The sequence below is a fragment of the Nocardioides sp. NPDC127514 genome (genome assembly GCF_040302125.1).
Lineage (GTDB): Bacteria > Actinomycetota > Actinomycetes > Propionibacteriales > Nocardioidaceae > Nocardioides.
Window position 1 is genome coordinate 1 of the sequence record NZ_JBEORF010000006.1, and the last position, 18,157, is coordinate 18,157.

Below are 18,157 nucleotides of genomic sequence, written 5' to 3' on the forward strand. Positions count from 1 at the left end.
GGTGTCGGGGAGCCGGACGGTCCAGCCGTCACGTACGCCCATCCCGATCAGCCCCGCGTCGGTGGCGGTGAACTTCCGGATTGCCCACTCGGCCGACCGGAGTGACGCTTCGCGCGACGTACGTGACGCCTCGGCGCTAGCGGGTCGTCATCCCCATCCGCTCCAGCGCGACCGACTCCAGGAGCTGGACGAGGTTGTAGAGCACCAGCGTGACCACGGTGATGATCGCGACGGCTGCCCACAGGTCGTCGAAGCGGGCGGCGGCGGGGAACTTCTGGATGTTGCCGCCGATGCCCTTGCCCGTCGAGAGCCACTCGGCCAGGAGCGCACCGGTCACCGCGCCGGGCACCGAGACGCGGGCGGCGGCGAAGATCGACGGGAGCGCGCCGGGCAGCGACACCTTGCGGATCGCGGTGAGCCGCGATCCGCCGTAGACGGCGACCAGGTCCAGCGACTGCGGCGAGGCCTGCGAGAGCCCGAACAGGACCGCGGCGAGCGCCGGGAACAGCACCACGATGATCCCGAGCACCACGACCGAGGCGGTCGAAGCCCGGCCGGTGATCAGCATGACCACCGGAGCGATCGCGACCAGCGGGATCGAGCGCAGCAGCAGCGCCAGCGGCATCACACCGGCCTCGACCGTACGCGACAGGTTGAACAGCACCGCCGCCACCACCGCGATCGCCATCCCGGCGAGGAAGCCGAGCGCGGCGTCCCTCAGGGTCACCCAGGTCAGCGGGAAGAGCTCCGCCCGGTGGGCATCCGCGTCCGGCCCGGTGAAGAGGTGGTCGACGACGTCCAGCGGACCCTTCGCGACGAACTCCGAGACGCTGGAGAACGACACGAACGCCTGCCAGAGCACGACCACGATCGCCAGCGCGGCGACGGTGTGCAGCACCGGCCCCAGGACCGCCCGCGACAGACCCTTGGCACCCGACCTCATCCGGACCTCCCAGCGACCCATGGCGTCACCAGACGCGAGACCAGCCCCAGCAGCAGGTAGCCGGCCAGGGCGACCAGGGCGCAGACCAGGAAGACGGCCCAGAGCCGCTCCGGGTCGGGCTTGCCCTGCAGCACGATCAGCGTGCGCCCGACGCCACGGTCGGTGGAGCCGAGGTACTCGCCGAGCACGGCACCGAGGATCGCGGTCGGCACCGCGATCTGCAGCGCGTTGAGGATCGCCGGCACGGCCGCGACGAGGCGTACCTTCACCAGCTGGGTCCACACCGACCCGCCGTAGACCCGCACCACGTCGAGCGAGGCGCGATCGGCCGACTTGAACCCGAGCACGGCGCCGACGACGGTCGTGAAGAAGACCATCAGCGCGGCCAGGAAGATCGACGTCTTCGACGGGTCACCGGGCTGCTCGGCGCCGCCGAGGACCACGATCGAGATGCCGCCGACGGCGACCACGGGCAGGCAGTACGTCGTCACCGCGATCTGCATGATCATCGGCTCCAGCCACGGCACCAGCAGCACCAAAGAGGCCAGCAGCAGGGCGATCAGGTTGCCCCAGAGGAACCCGATCGACGCCTCCATCAGCGTCTCCCGGAGTACGCCGTCCCAGAACGCCGACGGCCCCGCGGCGGCCATCTCGGAGAGGACCGTCCACGGCGGCGGCACCGGCGTGAACCCGGTGCCGGGGTCGGGCGGGAACACGGTCACGGCAACGACGGCCCACAGCACGAAGAGGGTGACCACGCCGATCAGACCGGCCACCCAGCCGGCCAGCTGTTGACTCAGCCGCATCAAGACTCCGCCTCGGCGCGCCCGTCGTCACCGAAGAGCAGCTCGGAGGCCCGGTCGGCCAGCGCGTGGAACTCCGGCGTACGCATCATGTCGGGCGTGCGCGGCCGGGGAAGGTCGACCTCGATGATCTCCTTGATCCGGCCCGGTCGGGGCGACATCACCGCGACCCGGTCGGAGAGGAAGATCGCCTCGTTCACGCCGTGGGTGACCAGCAGCGTGGTCGCCGGCTTCTCGGTCCAGATCCGCAGCAGCTCCAGGTTGAGGTTCTGCCGGGTCATGTCGTCCAGCGCACCGAACGGCTCGTCGAGCAGGAGCACCGACGGCTTCAGCGCGAGCGCGCGGGCGATCGAGACCCGCTGCCGCATCCCGCCGGAGAGCTGCGCCGGACGCGCCTTCTCGAAGCCCTCCAGCCCCACGAGCTTGATCAGCTCGTGGATGTAGGACATGTCGGGACGGCGCCCGGCGACCTCGAAGACGAGCTTGATGTTGCCGACCACCGAGCGCCACGGCAGCAGCGCGTGGTCCTGGAACGCGATCCCCAGCTCGGAGTCACGCCGCAGCTCGGCGGGAGCCTTGCCGTCGACGTACGCCTCTCCGCTGGTCGGCGTCTCCAGGCCCGCGAGGATCCGCAGGATCGTCGACTTGCCGCAGCCGGAAGGCCCCAGCAGGGCCAGGAACGAGCCCTGGTCGGTGTGAAGCTCGGTGTCCTTGAGCGCGGTGACGGCCTTCGACCCGGAGCCGAAGACCTTGCTGATTCCGGAGATGTGGATGCCGGTGCCGCCACCGGTCTCCGCAGCGGGAGCACCGGCATCCATGAGCTTGTTCTCGGCCATGACTACTTCTGGTAGTCCTTGAGCTCGGGGTTCTCCTCGTAGATCTCGTCGATGATCGAGGTGTCGAACAGGTCCTCGGCCGAGACCTCCCAGCCGGCGGCGGCGAGCGAGTCGACGGTCTGCTGCTGGAGCTCCTCGGAGATGGTGAAGAGGCCGTTCTTCTCGGTCTCCGGCGTCGAGATCAGCTTCTGCGACTCCTCGAGACCGCGCTTGGTCTTCACCGGGTCGAGCTCACCGAAGCTGGCCTCGAGACCGTCGGAGTCGCTGGCCGCCTGGTTGTAGTGGGTGGTGATGACCTTGACGACCTCGTCGGAGGGGTTCTTGAAGGTCTCGGTCCAACCCTTGATCTCGGCGGTCAGCAGCGCCTTGAGGAGGTCGCGGTTCTCGGCGAGGTACTGGTCGGTGACGGTGTAGGTCTCGGCGACGTACGGCACGCCGTTCTCGGCGTAGGGCAGGTTGGTGACCTCGTGACCGGCCATCTCGACGGTGATCGACTCGTTGGTCAGGTAGGCCATGAAGCCGTCGACCTGGCCCTTCATCAGCGGCGTCGGGTCGAACTCGACCGGGACGACGGTGATGTCGTCCTTCTTCTCCTCCAGGCCGTTGGCCGCGAGGATCGCCTTGAAGACGTTGACGTTGGAGTCCTGGACGCCGATCTTCTTGCCCTTGAGGTCGGCCGGCGTCGCGATGTTGCCGCCGTCCTTGAGGGAGAGGATGGTGAACGGGTTCTTCTGGAAGGTGGCGCCGATGATCTTCAGCGGCGCCTCCTGCTCGGCGATCGCGGAGCCGACCGAGGCGGCGTCGTTGATGGCGACCTGGACCTTGCCGGAGAGCAGCTTGGCCACGCCGGTGTCGGGGCCGGAGATGCCGTTGACCGCGTCGAAGCCGGCTTCCTCGTAGTAGCCCTTGTCCTCGGCGTAGAACTCGCCGGCGAACTCCTCGTTCTTGATCCAGGAGTACTGCATCGAGATGGTGCCGAAGCCCTCCTCGCTGCTGCCTTCTTCGGAGTCGGAGCCGCAGGCGGCCAGGGTGGTGGCGGCGACCAGGGTCAGCAGGGCCGCGGCGGCCCGGCGTTGAACTGACGTACGTCGCGAGGTCCGAGAGGCGGGGGTAGACATCGAAACGAGTTCCCTTCGAGGAGTGTCACGCATAGGTTTCGGGGACCGTAGCGAGCGGAGGTTTCAGGGGCTGGCACTGGCGTTTCGGCGTTGTAACGACCCTTTCAAGAGAAACTCTCGAACAGGGCGTTCGATCCCGAGACGCGGCGTCCGCTGGACAAGAATGCCGTGACTGTTGTCTAGTTACCCAACGCGTTCGGCCGCGTCGTGTGTGCCGTCCACCACACCAGGATTCGCCGTTATCGATTCGTGATCGCACCGAGACCATACGGTGACCGATCGGACGCGCGGGACAACGGCAGGAGGACCTTCAGTGCAGGGACCTCGGCGCCGCTCCGTGTTCGCCTCTCGCCTGGTCAGCTCTGCCGGCGACGGTGAACAGCCGCATGTCATCGAGGACCTCCGCCTGGCGATCGTGTCCGGCGAGGAGCCACCCGGAACGCTCATCCCGATCGCTTCGGTGGCGACGTTCTTCGGCGTCAGCCAGATCCCCGTACGCGAAGCGCTCAAGGTCCTCATCGGCGAGGGGCTCGTCGAGCATCGACCCCATGTCGGCTATGCGGTGGCGAAGCTGACCTTCGCCGAGTTCCGCGAGCTCTACGACGTCCGCGCCGCCCTGGAGAGCTCCGCGCTGCGCGTCGCCGTCCGGTCGGCGACGGAGGCCGACGACGAGCTCGTACGCAGTGCCCACTCCGCCATGGCGGCAGCCGTCGCCCGAGAGGACGAGCGCGGCTATCACGTCGAGTCGCGCCGTTTCCACCGGGCGCTGATCGCACCGGCCGGGATGCAGCGACTGCTGCACATGTACGACTCCGCCTGGAACATGACCGAGCCGGCGCGGCCGATGTCACGCGTCGCCGAGGTCGACCGGGCACTCCTCCACGGCGACCACGACGTCATGGTCGCCGCCTTCTGTGCGCGCGACGCGGATCGGCTCGTCACCGAGTCGGCCGCCCACTACGAGCATCTCAAGACCGCCATCGAGGCCTTCCGGAGCGACCCGGACGTGTTCCGGCAGCCCTGAGCGTCGCCGGCTGCCCGCCGCGGACGTCGTATATCTTTCGCGTCACATTGCTCTGACACGGCATCTGATCAGGTGAAACACCTGCTCTCCACGATGGGGTGACCCCCACCCGAAGGAGACTGTGATGACCGAGGTGACAGCACCGCCTGCCTACCATCCCCGACTGTCGAACGAGGACCTCGACCCGCTTCCCGCGCAGAAGTGGGGGTGGTACAACATCTTCGCCTTCTGGATGTCGGACGTGCACAGCATCGGTGGCTACGTGACGGCGGGTGCGCTGTTCGCGCTCGGCCTGACCGGCTGGCAGGTCTTCGTCTGCCTGATCGCCGGGATCGTCCTGGTCCAGGTCTTCTGCAACCTGGTCGCCAAGCCGAGCCAGCTGACCGGGACGCCCTATCCGGTGGTCTCGCGGGCGTCCTTCGGTGTGCTCGGCGCCAACATCCCCGCGATCATCCGTGGATCGATCGCGATCGCGTGGTACGGCGTGCAGACCTTCCTCGCCGCCGGGTCGCTCACCATCGTGATCCTCAAGCTCTTTCCCTCGCTGGCGACCTACGCCACCGCCGACCAGTCCTTCCTCGGCCTTTCCTATCTCGGCTATGTGAGCTTCGCGATCCTCTGGGTCGCCCAAGCCCTGGTGTTCTGGCGGGGGATGGAGTCGATCCGCAGGTTCATCGACTTCTGCGGCCCGGCGGTCTACGTGGCGATGTTGGTGCTGTGCGTCTACATGCTCTACCGCGCCGACTGGAACGTCTCCTTCTCCCTCTCCGACAAGGAGCTGAGCCCCGGCCAGCAGGTGGCGGCGATGCTCGGCGCGATCGCCCTGGTGGTGTCGTACTTCTCTGGTCCGATGCTGAACTTCGGCGACTTCGCGCGCTACGGGAAGTCGTTCAAGGCCGTGAAGACGGGCAACTTCTGGGGCCTCCCGGTCAACTTCGTGCTCTTCTCGCTGCTGACGGTGCTCACCGCCTCCGCGACGATTCCGGTCTTCGGGGAGCTGATCACCGACCCGGTGGCCACGATCGAGCGGATCGACACCTACACCGCCGTACTGCTCGGCGGGCTGACCTTCGTGATCGCGACCGTCGGCATCAACATCGTGGCCAACTTCATCTCACCGGCCTTCGACTTCTCCAACGTCGCCCCGCAGCGGATCTCATGGCGGATGGGCGGGATGATCGCGGCCGGCGGATCGGTCCTGCTCACCCCGTGGAACTGGTACGCCAACGACGAGGCGATCTTCTGGACCCTCGGCCTCCTCGGAGCCCTGATCGGGCCGCTGTTCGGCATCCTGATCGCAGACTTCTACCTGGTCAGGCAGCAGAAGATCGTCGTCGACGACCTCTACACGCTCTCGGAGTCGGGCGCCTACCACTACACCCGGGGCACCAACCCCTCCGCCGTCTACGCGCTCGTCGTGGCCGCAGTGTTCTCCTTCGCCTCGGTGCTCGTCCCCAAGCTCGGCGGGGTGCTCACCTGGCTCCCCGACTACTCCTGGTTCATCGGCTGCGGGGTCGGGTTCGTGGCCTACTACGCCTTCGCGTACGCCGCCGACGTCGCCGGCGTCGCCTCGCGGCGCTCGACCGACGCGACGGAAGCTGAGGCCGCCACGGAACCTGTCGCCTGATGCGGATCCTGGTCGTCAACCCGAACACCACGGCATCGATGACCACGCTGATCGGCGAGTGCGCCCGGGCGAGCGTCGGCCCGGGCGTGGTCGTCGACGCGATCGACCCGGGTGCCGGGCCGGCCTCGTTGGAGTCGCACTACGACGAGGCGATCGCGGTGCCCCACCTCCTTGGCGTCCTGGAGCGGGAACGCGAGGCGTACGACGGGTTCGTGATCGCCTGCTTCGGCGACCCGGGACTGCACGCGGCCCGTGAGATCCTCACCGGTCCCGTGGTCGGGATCGCGGAGGCGGCACTGCGAACGGCGGCGTACCTCACCCGGAGGTTCTCGGTGGTCACCACCCTGCCCCGGGTCATCGCGCACACCTGGTCCATCGCGCGTGACTACGGCGTTGCCGATCTGATCGCCGGGATCCATGCCTGCGAGATCCCGGTCGTCGATCTGGAGACCGACCCCATGGCGTACGCGACGATCCGGGCCGCGTGTCGGCGGGCCCTCGCCACGGACCGCTCGGAGGCGGTTGTCCTCGGCTGTGCGGGCATGGCCGACCTGTGCGCCCAGCTCTCCGCGGACCTCGGCGTACCCGTCGTCGACGGTGTCGCCGCCGCGACCGCGGAGGTCGAGAGGCTCGTCCGCCTCGGACTCAGCACCAGCAAGCACAACGAGTACGCCGCTCCCCCGGCGAAGGAGATCACGTGCCGGGCGTGACCCCGAGGGAAGCCGTACGCCGCAGCAGCGGCGGGTGCAGGTGCTCGGCGGATCCCCGGCGGAAGAGCTGAGCCGGCCGGCCACCGTCCCGGGTCGTCGTGGCGCCCGTGGGCTCGAGGAAGGCCTCGGTCTTGGTGACCTTGCGATGGAAGTTGCGGGGGTCGAGGCGCTCGCCCCAGACGATCTCGTAGACCCGGCGCAGCTCGGCGACGGTGAACTCCTCGGCGCAGAACGCCGCACCCAGCGGTGAGTACTCCAGCTTGGAGCGAGCGCGCTCGACCCCGTCACGCAGGATCGCGGCGTGGTCGAAGGCGAGGCCGCCGCCGGCCAGGAGCGAGTCGACCGGCCACCACTGCGCCTCCGCCGCGTCCGACCCCGCCGCGGGCACCGGCAGGTCGGGCGCCAGCGCCAGATAGGCGACGGTCACGACGCGTGTCCGCGGGTCCCGCCCCGGAGAGCCGTACGTCGCCAGCTGCTCGACATGCACGCTGCCCGGCCGCATGCCGGTCTCCTCCGCGAGCTCGCGCGCCGCCGCCTCCTCGAGGCCCTCGTCGTCGAGGACGAACCCACCCGGAAGCGCCCAGGCGCCTCGATAAGGCTCGATGCCCCGGCGCACGACCAGGGCGCAGAGCGCGTCGTCACGCACGGTGAGCACGACGAGATCGACGCTGACCGCGAACTTGGGGCACTCCACGTGGCAGACCCTAGATGATCGAGCGGTGCACCCGGGCGTGCCAGGCACCGAGGATGGTGGCGAGCCCGATCAGGATGCCGGCGAGCAGCAGGCCGCCGCCGGTGTGCCACAGCAGCATCCCGGCGCCGGCGGAGGCGCCGAGCAGGATCAGCAGGATGGTGATCACGCGCCGCGCGGTGCCGCCGCCACGGAAGGACGCCTTGCCGGAGCCGAGCGGTGAGTCGGCCGCGAGGCCCGTGATCGTGCTGGTGACGACGACGGTCGTCACGTCCTTGACCGCGATGTGGCGAGCGGCCGCCGCCTGGGTCCCCATGGCGACCGCGGCGAGCGTGGTGGTCGTGATCATCACCGCGCTCGAGGGCTCGTCACCGGTCACGAAGAGCAGCCCGGCCAGCACCAGCATCATGACCGCGACCAGGGAGAACAGTGCGGTCGTGCGCCCGCTCCAGGCCCGCTTGTCGGCCTTCAGCACCCGCCCGCCGAGCGCGGCACCGGCCATGAACCCGACCAGCGCGAGCGCCGGCCCGAGGACCGGGAGGCCGGTGTCGCCGACCAGCGCCATGCCGAGGATCACCACGTTGCCGGTCATGTTGCCGGTGAAGACCTTGTCCAGACCGAGGTAGCCGACGGCGTCGTTGATGCCCGTGGTGAAGGTGAGCACGAGCATCAGCCACAGATGCATACGGTCGGCGGGGATCGTCTTCAGCAGCGAGTTCACCCGCCGCATTGTGCCGAACCCTCGATCAGCCCTCGGCGATCGCTCCCGCGGCCGCGGCGAGATCGGCCACCCCGGCGGCGAGCTCGTCCGGCCGGTCGGTGGCCAGGTCCAGGTGGAAGCCGAACAGCGACGAGTCGACGAGCGTGACGATCCGGCCCGCACGCTCGGGCGGCGCGCCACAGGCGGTGAGATAGTCGCGCAGCGCGGCGTACCACAGCTCGTTGGTCTCCCGGACGACCGAGCGATAGGGCTCCATCCCGATCAGCCCGGTCGCCGCCGCCTGCAGGTAGATCTGCAGGCAGCTGTGCAGCGGCTCGGTGCGGTAGGCCCGCCACAGGGTCTCCACCCCGGCGCGTACGTCATCGGCCGGCTCCAGCGCGGCGATCGCTGCGACGGAGAGCTCGTTGGTGCGCGCCACCACCGCGGCGACGAGCTCGTAGCGCCCGCCGAAGTGGTAGATCAGCATCCGGTCGCTGGTGCCGATCGCCGCCGCCAGCGGACGCAGGGTCAGGCCGATCAGCCCGTGCTCCAGCACGTGGTCGACCACCTGCCCGAGGAGCTCCTCCTTGCGGTCCATGAAAAGCATTATGCCCAACATGTAGCGACTGCTACATTTGGCATGATGTAGCAGTCGCTACATGCGCCTCAGGAGGACCCGAAGATGTACGCCGCCATTCTGCTCGTCGCCGCCATCGCGATCGAGGTGGTCAGCACCGCGCTGCTCCCACGCACCGAGGGCTTCCGCAACCTCGGCTGGTCGGTCGCCGTCCTGGCCGGCTACGGCGCCTCGATCTGGCTGCTCTCGGTGGTCGTGGAGCGGATGCCGGTCTCGGTGGCGTACGCCATCTGGTCGGGCCTCGGCACCGCCTTGGTCGCGGGGATCGGCGTGATGTTCCTCGGTGAGCACCTCACCGCCGCCAAGGCCGGCTTCCTGGCGATGATCGTCGTCGGGGTGGTCGGGCTGAACCTCTCCGGCGCCCACTGAGCCGACCGGGTCAGATCGCCGCGGCCGCGGCCCTGCCCGCCGTACGTCCCGAGAACAGGCACCCACCGAGGAACGTGCCCTCGAGCGCGTTGTAGCCCATCATCCCGCCGCCGCCGAAGCCCGCGACCTCGCCGGCCGCATAGAGCCCCGGAAGCGGGGTCCCGGCGGCGGTCAGGCAGCGGCCGGACAGGTCCGTCTCGAGCCCGCCGAGGGTCTTGCGGGAGAGGATGTGCAGCTTGACCGCGATCAGCGGGCCGGCCTCGGGGTCGAGGATCCGGTGGGGTTTGGCGGTGCGCTGCAGCTTGTCGCCGCGGTAGTGGCGGGCGGCGTACAGCGCGGTGATCTGGGCGTCCTTGGTGAAGTTGTTGGCGATCTCGCGATCGCGGGCCTCGATGATCCGGCGCAGCTCGCTCTCCTTGATCTGCGGGCCGGTCGGGTCCTTCTCAGCGAGACCGTTCATGCCGTGGACCAGCGCGGTGAGGTTCTCGGCGACGACGAAGTCCTCGCCGTGCTCCATGAAGCTCTTCACCGGCCCGGGACCCTTGCGCGCCCGCTCGGCGAGCAGCTTGATGTCCTTGCCGGTCAGGTCGGGGTTCTGCTCCGATCCGGAGAGCGCGAACTCCTTCTTGATGATCTTCTCGGTCAGCACGAACCAGGAGTAGTCGTAGCCGGTCTGACGCAGGTGCTTGAGCGTGCCGAGGGTGTCGAAGCCGGGGAAGAACGGCGCCGGGAGACGTTTGCCGGTCGCGTCCAGCCACAGCGAGGAGGGGCCGGGCAGGATCCGGATGCCGTGGTTGGCCCAGATCGAGTCCCAGTTGCGGATGCCCTCGACGTAGTGCCACATCCGGTCGTCGTTGATGATCTTGGCGCCGGTCGCTCCGGTGATGGCGAGCATCCGGCCGTCCACGTGCGCCGGGACACCGGAGACCATCGACTTCGGCGGAGTGCCGAGGCGGGCGGGCCAGTGCTTGCGGACGAGGTCGTGGTCGCCGCCGATGCCGCCGGAGGTGACGATCACGGCCTGGCCGCTGAGTTCGAAGTCCTCGACCTCCGTGCGTGAGGAGGCGTGCCCGCGCTCGATGTCGCTGGACTCGAGCACCTTGCCGCGTACGCCGACGACGGCTCCGTCCTCGACCACGAGATGGTCCACGCGGTGCCGGAAGGCGAAGGTGATCCGGCCGCTGTCGGCGTGGGCACGCACCCGCCGCTCGAACGGCTCGACCACGCCCGGCCCGGTCCCCCAGGTGATGTGGAAGCGCGGCACCGAGTTGCCGTGGCCGTCCGCGCGGCCGTCGCCACGCTCGGCCCAGCCGACGACCGGGAAGATCCGGTGGCCCATCTGGCGCAGCCACGACCGCTTCTCGCCCGCCGCGAAGTCGAGGTACGCCTCGGCCCAGCGCCGGGGCCACAGGTCCTCGTCACGGTCGAACTGGGCAGATCCCATCCAGTCCTGGAGCGCCAGCTCGGGTGAGTCGTGGATCCCCATCCGGCGCTGCTCGGGGCTGTCGACGAGGAAGAGCCCGCCGAGGCTCCAGAAGGCCTGACCGCCCAGCGACTGCTCCGGCTCCTGGTCGACCAGGAGAACGCTCTTTCCCGCGTCCGCGACCTCGGCCGCTGCTGCCAGGCCGGCGAGGCCGGCTCCTACCACGATCACGTCGGCGTGCTTCGTCATGTCGGCAGATCCTGCCACCATATCTACCCGCGAGTACATGGAACCTGTCGCCCGACCGTTCCGTCAGATGGACAGTTGTCGGACTCGCACCCCGAAGCGACCGTCGATCGGTGCCCGAGCGGATAGATTTTTTGATCGTGATCGACCCCAAGGTGATGGCCAAGAGGCAGCAGAAGTGGGTCCAACGCGGCATCGACCGCACCGAGACCTGGCTGGGCCGTAGTGGCAGCAGACTCGGTCCGCTGATCCCGCACATCGCCACCGCCGGGGTGCTCACCGGGGACGAGGACCACGGCTGGATCCCCCAGGGCCTGGCGTACTCCCCCGAGGCCGAGCTGCTCCTGCAGGGCTACTACGGCGACAAGCTCGGCTCCGCGCTCGCTCTGATCGACAGGCCGTCGGGCGAGCTGATCAACGCCGTCTACCTCGGCGGGCCGAAGGGCAGCGTCAGCGGACCGGTCAACGCCGGCGGCGTCGCGGTCATCGGCGACGAGGTCTACGTGTGCCGCGAGGGGAACCCGCCCCGCCTCTACCGCTACTCACTGACCCAGATCGTCCACGCCGAACCGCTCTCGACCGTCTCGACCGTCTCCCCGTTGGTCGCCCTCGCCGCCGGCTCCTACCTCGCCGCCGCGAAGGACCTGCTCTACGTCGGGTCGCACGCGAACAACCGCCTCTACAAGTACATCCGCAAGGATGACACCTGGCAGATCAAGACCCCGATCGGCGTACGCACCCCCGTCGGCACCCAGGGCGTCGTGGTCCGGGAGGAGGAGTACGTCTTCAGCGTCAACCGAGGCCCCGCCCGACGCAGCCAGCTGATCGTGCAGGACCGGGTCACGATCCGGCCCCGCGCTCTGCAGTGGCTCCCGAACCTGGCCGAGGGCGTCGCCGAGGTCGGGGACGACTTCTTCGTGACCTACCAGTCGGGCGCCAGGCCCTACTCCCGCGGCTCCTCCCGGGGCCAGACCTGGCCCTCGGCCCACATGACCTGCACTCCCCTGGCCAAGCTGGGCCTGGAGCCGCGGAAGTCGGCAGACTCCTTCTGATCGGTCTCGCTATCGGGCCGGCCAGTCGGTGATGTCGGCGTACTCCTCGCCGTGCCGCTTCAGCCACCCTGCGACGTACGGGCAATGCGGGATGATCCGCTTCCCCTTCGCCCTCACGTCGGCCAACGCGAAGGCCACCAGCTTCGAGGCGAGCCCCTGCCCGTTGTAGGCCTCCTTGACCTCCGTGTGCACGAAGTCCACGTGCTCCTCGTCGGGCAGCCGGTAGGCCGCCAGTCCCGCGACGGTCTCGCCGTCACGGATCTCGTAGCGATGCCTGGCCGGGTTGTCTACGTACTCGATCTCGCTCACGGGCCTATTCTGCGCATAGTCGTACGTCGGTGGTGTCGAGAACGGTGTGGAGGAGCTCAGCCACGCGGGACACCCCGGACCGGACCGAGCCATCGGGGCGTGGCGCTCCGGTAGGAGTCGTACGCCTCGCCGAAGCTCCACGACAGGGCGCGCTCCTCGGCGGGGATCTGGGTGCGGTCGATGACGGCGACGAAGGCCGCGACGGGGACGAGCGGAAGCCAGCCACCGCGGAGAACGGCGTGGGCGGTGAGGAGGCCGGCCATGCCGACGTACATCGGGTTGCGGGTGTAGCGGAACGGCCCGTCGGTGACGACCGCGGTCGCACCCCCGGGCTCGAGCGGGTCGAACGTGGTGTCCTTGTGCTTGAACCCCCGGGCGGCTCCGCCGGCGACATAGACCGAGCCGGCCGTGAGGAGACCGGCCGCGACGGACCGCGCGAGCGTCGGTCGGCGACCCCGAGCGAGCAGATGCTGGGCGGCGAGGCCCACGGCGACGTAGACGGGCGGCGGCACCTTCGGCATGCCTTCCACCGTAGCCGGGCCTCGAAGGTCCGTATCCCTCTTTCTTGGGTAAAGAGAAGTTCAGTGCAAGAGCGCGCGAACCAGGCGCTCGGCGACGTCCGGAGCCGGCTCTGTGCGCTCGAGGGAGTGAAGCACGAAGCCACCGACCAGGGCGCGTACGAACTCCGTGACCGGCAGGTCGGCGGGCAGCTGGCCGGCCTCGACGGCCGCCTCGATGCGGGTCGAGACGGTGGCGGTGATGCCGAGCGCATCGTTGAGGCGGGTGCCGATGTCGGGGTTCTCGCAGGCGGCCGCGACGAGCGAGCGGACGAGGCCGTCGTTGCCGGGCTGGGCGACGAGGTCGATGAGGCTCTGCATCCAGGCGATCAGGTCGCCGCGGATGTCCCCGGTGTCCGGTACGACCGGGTGGTCCGGCAGCAGCAGATCCTCGATCATGGCGTCGGCGACGACCGCGCTCTTCGAGGACCACCAGCGGTAGATCGTCTGCTTGGAGACACCGGCCTCGGCCGCGATTCCCTCGATGGTGAGGTGGTCATAGCCCTGGCTGGCGAAGAGCCGCCCGGTCGCGTCGAGGACCGCCATGCGAGCCTCCTCGCTGCGTACGGCACCCCTTCGGCGCACTCCTGCTGACGCTGGCATGAACGGCATCCTAAGAGCCCGTGGCATCTCCTGGCCACGGCACAGGTGTGACACATCACTCGCTCAGCAGCCCTTGTCCATCGGCGTACAGGTGATTAACTGGACGCACCGTTGCGTATTACCGGAGGGATGCCGTCATGGCGGAGCTGTTGTACCGATTGGGCAAGTCGGCCGCGCGCCGCGCCTGGCTTGTGATCCTTGCCTGGGTGCTGGCGCTGTCCGGCGCCGCCGGGGCGTACGTCGCCTGGTCCGGCGAGCTCACCACCAGCTTCGACATCCCGGGCCTGCCCTCGTCCGAGGTGGTCGACGAACTCCAGGAGGGGCTGCCCGACCTGGCCGGCGGCTCCGGCACGATCGCCTTCCGGACCGAGGACGGCACCCCGCTCAGCGCGACCCAGAAGCAGGAGATCCGGGCGCTCATCACCAGCGCCGAGGACCTCCCCGACGTCGCCGCGGTCACCGACCCGTTCCAGACCGAGGCCCAGCGCAAGGCGCAGGCCGAGAAGGTCACCGAGGGCCAGGCCAGGCTCGAGGCCGGCCGGACCCGGCTCGACAGCGCCCAGGCCAGGCTCGACAAGGCGCAGGGCGACATCGACGCGGCCCGCGCCCAGCTGCAGGCCGCCGGGATGCCGACCACCCAGATCGACGCCCAGCAGGCCGCCCTCGACAAGCAGCAGTCCAAGCTCGACGACAGTGCCGCCGACCTCGAGGCCAACACCGCCAAGGCCGAGAACGGCGCCGAGCTGCTCGAGCTCTCCGAGGAGATCCGGATGGTCTCCGCGGACGGTTCGGCCGCCCTGGTCAACGTCGCCTACTCCGTCGGCCGTCTGGAGATGTCGGAGGAGACCAAGAAGGCCACGGTCGACCACTTCACCGACAACCCCATCGACGGCGTCGAGATCGGCGTCTCCTCCGACATCTCCCAGGAGGCGCCCAACCCGATGGGTCCCGGTGAGATCGTCGGCGTCGGCGTCGCCGCGATCGTCCTCCTGGTCATGCTCGGCACGATCATCGGCGCCGGCGTCCCGCTGGTCACCGCGCTGACCGGAGTCGGCATCGGCGCGCTCGGCGCGCTCTCCCTCTCCGGCGTCGTGCAGATGGCGTCGATGACCCCGATCCTGGGTCTGATGCTCGGCCTGGCGGTCGGCATCGACTACTCGCTCTTCATCCTCAACCGGCACCGCAAGCAGCTGCTCCACGGCGCCGACGTGAAGGAGTCGATCGCGCTCGCCAACGGCACCGCCGGCACGGCGGTCGTCTTCGCCGGCTCCACCGTGATCGTCGCGCTGGTCGCCCTCAACATGACCGGGATCCCGTTCCTCGGCCTGATGGGCTCGGTCGGCGCGGCGTGCGTCGCGATCGCCGTCCTGGTCGCGATCACGCTGACCCCTGCCATCCTCGGCCTCGTCGGTGGCCGCATCGTCTCCAAGCGCGCCCGGAAGAAGGTCGCCGAGCAGGACGCCGCCGAGGCCCACGCCACGCCGATGCCCACCTGGCGTGCGCTGGTCACGGTCGTCGCCTCCGTGGTCGCCCTGCTCGCTCTCGCGGTCCCCGCCCTCGACATGCGCCTCGGCCTGCCCGACGGTGGCTCCGAGCCCGAGGGCTCGCTGGCCAAGACCGCCTACACGATCACCGAGGAGAGCTTCGGTGCAGGCGCCAACGGCCCGCTGCTGGTCGCCGCAGAGCTGCCCGGCGGCCTCAACGAGGCCGGCATCCAGCGATCCCAGCTGACGGTCGCCAAGGCTCTGGCGGACCTCGATGACGTACGCGCCGTGGCTCCGGCCGCGGTCTCCGAGGACGGCCGCACGGCGGCCTTCCAGGTCGTCCCCGAGGAGGGCCCCAACAGCGTCTCGACCAACGAGCTGGTCAACGCGATCCGGGAGATGCCGGCGGTCAATGGCGACATCACGCTCGGCGTCGCCGGCGCCACCGCGGTCGCGATCGACGTGTCGCAGGGGCTCAACGACGTACTCCTCCCCTACCTCGCCGTCGTCGTCGGCCTCTCGCTGCTGATCCTGATCCTGGTCTTCCGCTCGATCCTGGTCCCGCTCATCGCGACCGGTGGCTTCGTGCTCTCGCTGCTGGCGACGTACGGCGTCGTGGTCGCGGTCTTCCAGAAGGGCATCGGCGCGGAGTGGATCGGCCTCGACAGCACCGGCCCCATCCTGAGCTTCCTGCCGATCCTGCTGGTCGGGATCCTCTTCGGCCTGGCGATGGACTACCAGCTGTTCCTGGCCTCCGGCATGCGTGAGGCGTACGTCCACGGCGCCCCGGCCCGCATCGCCGTCGCCCAGGGCTTCCGGGCCGGGCGTTCGGTCGTGATCGCGGCCGGCCTGATCATGGTCTCCGTCTTCGGCGGGTTCATCTTCGCCGAGTCGGTGATGATCCGCTCGATGGGCTTCGGGCTCGCGCTCGGGGTGCTGCTGGACGCGTTCATCGTCCGGATGCTGCTGATGCCGGCGCTGATGCACCTGCTCGGCCGCTCCGCCTGGTGGCTGCCGAAGTGGCTCGACCGCATCCTGCCGAACGTGGACGTCGAGGGTGCCGCGCTCGAGCGCGCCCACGGCGCCGACGAAGCCGACGGCGCCACGGTCAAGCGGGAGAAGGTCTCTGTCTGAGGAGACCGTCGGTGGCGGCCGATAGGGTCACTCGCGTGAATGCGCTGACTCCCGAGCTGGATGTCCTGCGCCGCGTCTTCGGCTATGACGAGTTCCGCGGCGAGCAGGCGGAGATCATCGCGCACGTCGCCGGCGGCGGCGATGCGCTCGTCCTGATGCCGACCGGTGGCGGGAAGTCGCTGTGCTACCAGATCCCGTCCCTGGTGAGGGCCGGGACCGGGGTGGTCATCTCACCGCTGATCGCGCTGATGCAGGACCAGGTCGACGCGCTCTCCGCACTCGGCGTACGCGCCGGCTTCCTCAACTCCACCCAGATGCCCCACGAGCGGCAGCAGGTGGAGAAGGCGCTGCTCGCCGGTGAGCTCGACATGCTCTACCTGGCCCCGGAGCGGCTGCGAGTGCCCGAGACCGGCCGGCTGCTCGACCAGGCGAAGATCTCGCTCTTCGCGATCGACGAGGCCCACTGTGTCTCCCAGTGGGGTCACGACTTCCGGCCCGACTACCTGCAGCTCTCCCACCTGCACGAGCGCTGGCCGGAGGTGCCGCGGATCGCGCTGACCGCGACCGCCACCGCCGAGACCCGGCGCGAGATCGCCTCCCGGCTCAACCTGGAGGACGCCCGCCACTTCGTGGCCTCCTTCGACCGGCCCAACATCCAGTACCGGATCGCCCCGAAGGACAAGCCGGCCAAGCAGCTCCTCGACCTGATCCGCACCGAGCATCCCGGCGAGGCCGGCATCGTCTACTGCCTCTCGCGCAACTCGGTCGAGCGCACCGCCGCGACCTTGGTCGGCGCCGGGATCCCGGCGCTCCCCTACCACGCGGGTCTCGACGCCAGGACCCGCGCGCAGAACCAGTCCCGCTTCCTGCGCGAGGACGGCATCGTCATGGTCGCCACGATCGCCTTCGGGATGGGGATCGACAAGCCGGACGTACGCTTCGTGGCCCATCTCGACCTGCCCAAGTCGGTCGAGGGCTACTACCAGGAGACCGGCCGGGCCGGGCGTGACGGGCAGCCGTCGACCGCGTGGCTGGCCTACGGGCTCGCCGATGTCGTCCAGCAGCGGCAGATGATCGAGACCTCCGAGGGCGACCGGGCCCACAAGCACCGGCTCGGCCAGCACCTCAACGCGATGCTGGCGCTGTGCGAGACCGTCGACTGCCGGCGGGTGCAGCTGCTGCGCTACTTCGGCCAGGGCGCCGAGCCGTGCGGCAACTGCGACACCTGCCTGGCCACGCCGGAGTCCTGGGACGGCACCGTTCCCGCCCAGAAGGTGCTCTCCACCGTCATCCGGCTCGACCGCGAGCGCAACGGACAGCGCTTCGGGGCCGGGCAGATCGTCGACATCCTGCGGGGCAAGGAGACCGAGAAGGTCCGCCAGTTCCGCCACCACGAGCTCTCGGTCTTCGGGATCGGCACCGACATCGCCGAGAGCGACTGGCACTCCGTCATCCGGCAGCTGCTGGCCCGGGAGATGCTCGCGGTCGACACCCGCTACGGCGTCTTCTCGGTGGCCGAGGCCGCCGGCCCGGTGCTGCGCGGCGAGCAGCAGCTGATGCTCCGCAAGGAGCCGCCGCGGCAGGCCCGTCGCAGCTCCGGGGAGCGGAAGCCGAAGGTGGCCGCCGCCGACCTCTCGCCCGAGGCCGCCGAGGTCTTCGAGCGGCTGCGGGCATGGCGCGGCGAGGTCGCCAAGGAGCAGGGCGTACCTGCCTACGTCGTCTTCCACGACGCCACGCTCCGCGAGATCGCCACCCGCCTGCCGGCCAGCCGCGAGGAGCTCGGCACGATCAGCGGGATCGGCGAGGCGAAGCTGGAGAAGTACGCCGACGGCGTGCTCGCCGCTCTCTAGGTCGCCGGCTGCTCGCTCCCGCACCCTCGGTAGGCTGCGCC

Annotated in this window: 18 protein-coding genes; 7 read left to right on the plus strand and 11 right to left on the minus strand. The window is 69.5% G+C overall.

Going from position 1 to position 18,157, the window contains the following annotated elements; all coding sequences use genetic code 11:
• Positions 1 to 136: 136 nt before the first annotated feature.
• The 4 genes from ABTX24_RS06005 to ABTX24_RS06020 are packed head-to-tail and all read right to left on the minus strand — an operon-like array spanning position 137 to position 3,700.
• Entirely contained in the window at positions 137 to 964 is an 828-nt protein-coding gene (locus tag ABTX24_RS06005; RefSeq protein WP_350838113.1) for an ABC transporter permease, read from the minus strand.
• Positions 940 to 1,749, minus strand: a complete 810-nt coding sequence (locus ABTX24_RS06010) for an ABC transporter permease (RefSeq protein ID WP_350720502.1) — start codon at positions 1,747 to 1,749, stop codon at positions 940 to 942. Before ABTX24_RS06010 ends, ABTX24_RS06005 begins: the two co-directional genes overlap by 25 nt.
• Complete coding sequence (locus tag ABTX24_RS06015) at positions 1,749 to 2,582, minus strand: ABC transporter ATP-binding protein (protein WP_350720500.1); 834 nt, start codon at positions 2,580 to 2,582, stop codon at positions 1,749 to 1,751. The genes ABTX24_RS06010 and ABTX24_RS06015 overlap by 1 nt, the downstream gene beginning before the upstream one ends.
• A 2-nt stretch (positions 2,583 to 2,584) precedes the next feature.
• On the minus strand, positions 2,585 to 3,700 hold the full coding sequence (locus ABTX24_RS06020) for an ABC transporter substrate-binding protein (protein ID WP_350838115.1): 1,116 nt from the start codon (positions 3,698 to 3,700) through the stop codon (positions 2,585 to 2,587).
• A 313-nt stretch (positions 3,701 to 4,013) separates the two neighbouring features.
• Here ABTX24_RS06020 and ABTX24_RS06025 point away from each other — a divergent pair, with 313 nt between their 5' ends.
• The 3 genes from ABTX24_RS06025 (at position 4,014) to ABTX24_RS06035 (ending at position 7,061) form a co-directional block, all read left to right on the plus strand.
• A complete protein-coding gene (locus tag ABTX24_RS06025) occupies positions 4,014 to 4,724 on the plus strand; it encodes a GntR family transcriptional regulator (RefSeq protein ID WP_160024807.1) in 711 nt (236 codons plus the stop codon).
• A 124-nt stretch (positions 4,725 to 4,848) separates the two neighbouring features.
• Positions 4,849 to 6,351: an NCS1 family nucleobase:cation symporter-1 gene (locus ABTX24_RS06030; RefSeq protein WP_350838118.1), complete on the plus strand. Its 1,503-nt coding sequence runs from the start codon at positions 4,849 to 4,851 to the stop codon at positions 6,349 to 6,351.
• Positions 6,351 to 7,061: an aspartate/glutamate racemase family protein gene (locus ABTX24_RS06035; protein WP_350838120.1), complete on the plus strand. Its 711-nt coding sequence runs from the start codon at positions 6,351 to 6,353 to the stop codon at positions 7,059 to 7,061. Before ABTX24_RS06030 ends, ABTX24_RS06035 begins: the two co-directional genes overlap by 1 nt.
• Here ABTX24_RS06035 and ABTX24_RS06040 read toward each other — a convergent pair.
• The 3 genes from ABTX24_RS06040 to ABTX24_RS06050 are packed head-to-tail and all read right to left on the minus strand — an operon-like array spanning position 7,045 to position 9,050.
• Positions 7,045 to 7,755, minus strand: coding sequence for an NUDIX hydrolase (locus ABTX24_RS06040; RefSeq protein WP_160024809.1), 711 nt, complete (start codon positions 7,753 to 7,755; stop codon positions 7,045 to 7,047). The genes ABTX24_RS06035 and ABTX24_RS06040 overlap by 17 nt on opposite strands.
• A gap of 10 nt (positions 7,756 to 7,765) precedes the next feature.
• Positions 7,766 to 8,482 carry a YoaK family protein gene (locus tag ABTX24_RS06045; protein WP_502891068.1) on the minus strand — a complete coding sequence of 239 codons (717 nt, stop codon included), beginning with the start codon at positions 8,480 to 8,482 and terminating at the stop codon, positions 7,766 to 7,768.
• A gap of 16 nt (positions 8,483 to 8,498) precedes the next feature.
• Positions 8,499 to 9,050 (minus strand): TetR/AcrR family transcriptional regulator, encoded by a 552-nt coding sequence (locus ABTX24_RS06050; RefSeq protein WP_350838124.1) that lies wholly within the window; start codon positions 9,048 to 9,050, stop codon positions 8,499 to 8,501.
• Between the two features lie 84 nt (positions 9,051 to 9,134).
• On the opposite strand from ABTX24_RS06050, the gene ABTX24_RS06055 reads away from it, so the two are divergent.
• Positions 9,135 to 9,458, plus strand: a complete 324-nt coding sequence (locus ABTX24_RS06055; RefSeq protein ID WP_160024812.1) for a DMT family transporter — start codon at positions 9,135 to 9,137, stop codon at positions 9,456 to 9,458.
• A 10-nt stretch (positions 9,459 to 9,468) separates the two neighbouring features.
• Here ABTX24_RS06055 and ABTX24_RS06060 read toward each other — a convergent pair whose 3' ends face one another.
• A complete protein-coding gene (locus ABTX24_RS06060; protein WP_350838126.1) occupies positions 9,469 to 11,130 on the minus strand; it encodes an FAD-binding dehydrogenase in 1,662 nt (553 codons plus the stop codon).
• Positions 11,131 to 11,267: 137 nt separating this feature from the next.
• Here ABTX24_RS06060 and ABTX24_RS06065 point away from each other — a divergent pair, with 137 nt between their 5' ends.
• Entirely contained in the window at positions 11,268 to 12,179 is a 912-nt protein-coding gene (locus tag ABTX24_RS06065; RefSeq protein WP_350838128.1) for a hypothetical protein, read from the plus strand.
• A gap of 9 nt (positions 12,180 to 12,188) precedes the next feature.
• On the opposite strand, the gene ABTX24_RS06070 is transcribed toward ABTX24_RS06065, so the two are convergent.
• The 3 genes from ABTX24_RS06070 to ABTX24_RS06080 are packed head-to-tail and all read right to left on the minus strand — an operon-like array spanning position 12,189 to position 13,648.
• Positions 12,189 to 12,488: a GNAT family N-acetyltransferase gene (locus ABTX24_RS06070; RefSeq protein ID WP_350838130.1), complete on the minus strand. Its 300-nt coding sequence runs from the start codon at positions 12,486 to 12,488 to the stop codon at positions 12,189 to 12,191.
• Positions 12,489 to 12,544: 56 nt separating this feature from the next.
• Complete coding sequence (locus ABTX24_RS06075; protein ID WP_350838132.1) at positions 12,545 to 13,009, minus strand: methyltransferase family protein; 465 nt, start codon at positions 13,007 to 13,009, stop codon at positions 12,545 to 12,547.
• A gap of 60 nt (positions 13,010 to 13,069) precedes the next feature.
• Positions 13,070 to 13,648, minus strand: coding sequence for a TetR/AcrR family transcriptional regulator (locus ABTX24_RS06080; protein ID WP_350838134.1), 579 nt, complete (start codon positions 13,646 to 13,648; stop codon positions 13,070 to 13,072).
• Positions 13,649 to 13,785: 137 nt separating this feature from the next.
• Here ABTX24_RS06080 and ABTX24_RS06085 point away from each other — a divergent pair, with 137 nt between their 5' ends.
• Positions 13,786 to 16,266 (plus strand): MMPL family transporter, encoded by a 2,481-nt coding sequence (locus tag ABTX24_RS06085; RefSeq protein ID WP_350838136.1) that lies wholly within the window; start codon positions 13,786 to 13,788, stop codon positions 16,264 to 16,266.
• Between the two features lie 35 nt (positions 16,267 to 16,301).
• Positions 16,302 to 18,116 (plus strand): DNA helicase RecQ, encoded by a 1,815-nt coding sequence (recQ, locus tag ABTX24_RS06090; protein ID WP_350838138.1) that lies wholly within the window; start codon positions 16,302 to 16,304, stop codon positions 18,114 to 18,116.
• Positions 18,117 to 18,157 lie beyond the last annotated feature (41 nt).

Bases quoted from the DNA above. Each gene is read 5' to 3' on its own strand.
- ABTX24_RS06050 (WP_350838124.1), bottom strand. From the start codon at position 9,050: ATGGACCGCAAGGAGGAGCTCCTCGGGCAGGTGGTCGACCACGTGCTG.
- ABTX24_RS06085 (WP_350838136.1), top strand. From the start codon at position 13,786: ATGGCGGAGCTGTTGTACCGATTGGGCAAGTCGGCCGCGCGCCGCGCC.
- ABTX24_RS06030 (WP_350838118.1), top strand. From the start codon at position 4,849: ATGACCGAGGTGACAGCACCGCCTGCCTACCATCCCCGACTGTCGAAC.
- ABTX24_RS06075 (WP_350838132.1), bottom strand. From the start codon at position 13,009: ATGCCGAAGGTGCCGCCGCCCGTCTACGTCGCCGTGGGCCTCGCCGCC.
- ABTX24_RS06045 (WP_502891068.1), bottom strand. From the start codon at position 8,482: ATGCGGCGGGTGAACTCGCTGCTGAAGACGATCCCCGCCGACCGTATG.
- ABTX24_RS06080 (WP_350838134.1), bottom strand. From the start codon at position 13,648: ATGCCAGCGTCAGCAGGAGTGCGCCGAAGGGGTGCCGTACGCAGCGAG.
- ABTX24_RS06060 (WP_350838126.1), bottom strand. From the start codon at position 11,130: ATGACGAAGCACGCCGACGTGATCGTGGTAGGAGCCGGCCTCGCCGGC.
- ABTX24_RS06005 (WP_350838113.1), bottom strand. From the start codon at position 964: ATGGGTCGCTGGGAGGTCCGGATGAGGTCGGGTGCCAAGGGTCTGTCG.
- ABTX24_RS06020 (WP_350838115.1), bottom strand. From the start codon at position 3,700: ATGTCTACCCCCGCCTCTCGGACCTCGCGACGTACGTCAGTTCAACGC.
- ABTX24_RS06015 (WP_350720500.1), bottom strand. From the start codon at position 2,582: ATGGCCGAGAACAAGCTCATGGATGCCGGTGCTCCCGCTGCGGAGACC.
- ABTX24_RS06035 (WP_350838120.1), top strand. From the start codon at position 6,351: ATGCGGATCCTGGTCGTCAACCCGAACACCACGGCATCGATGACCACG.
- ABTX24_RS06010 (WP_350720502.1), bottom strand. From the start codon at position 1,749: ATGCGGCTGAGTCAACAGCTGGCCGGCTGGGTGGCCGGTCTGATCGGC.
- ABTX24_RS06055 (WP_160024812.1), top strand. From the start codon at position 9,135: ATGTACGCCGCCATTCTGCTCGTCGCCGCCATCGCGATCGAGGTGGTC.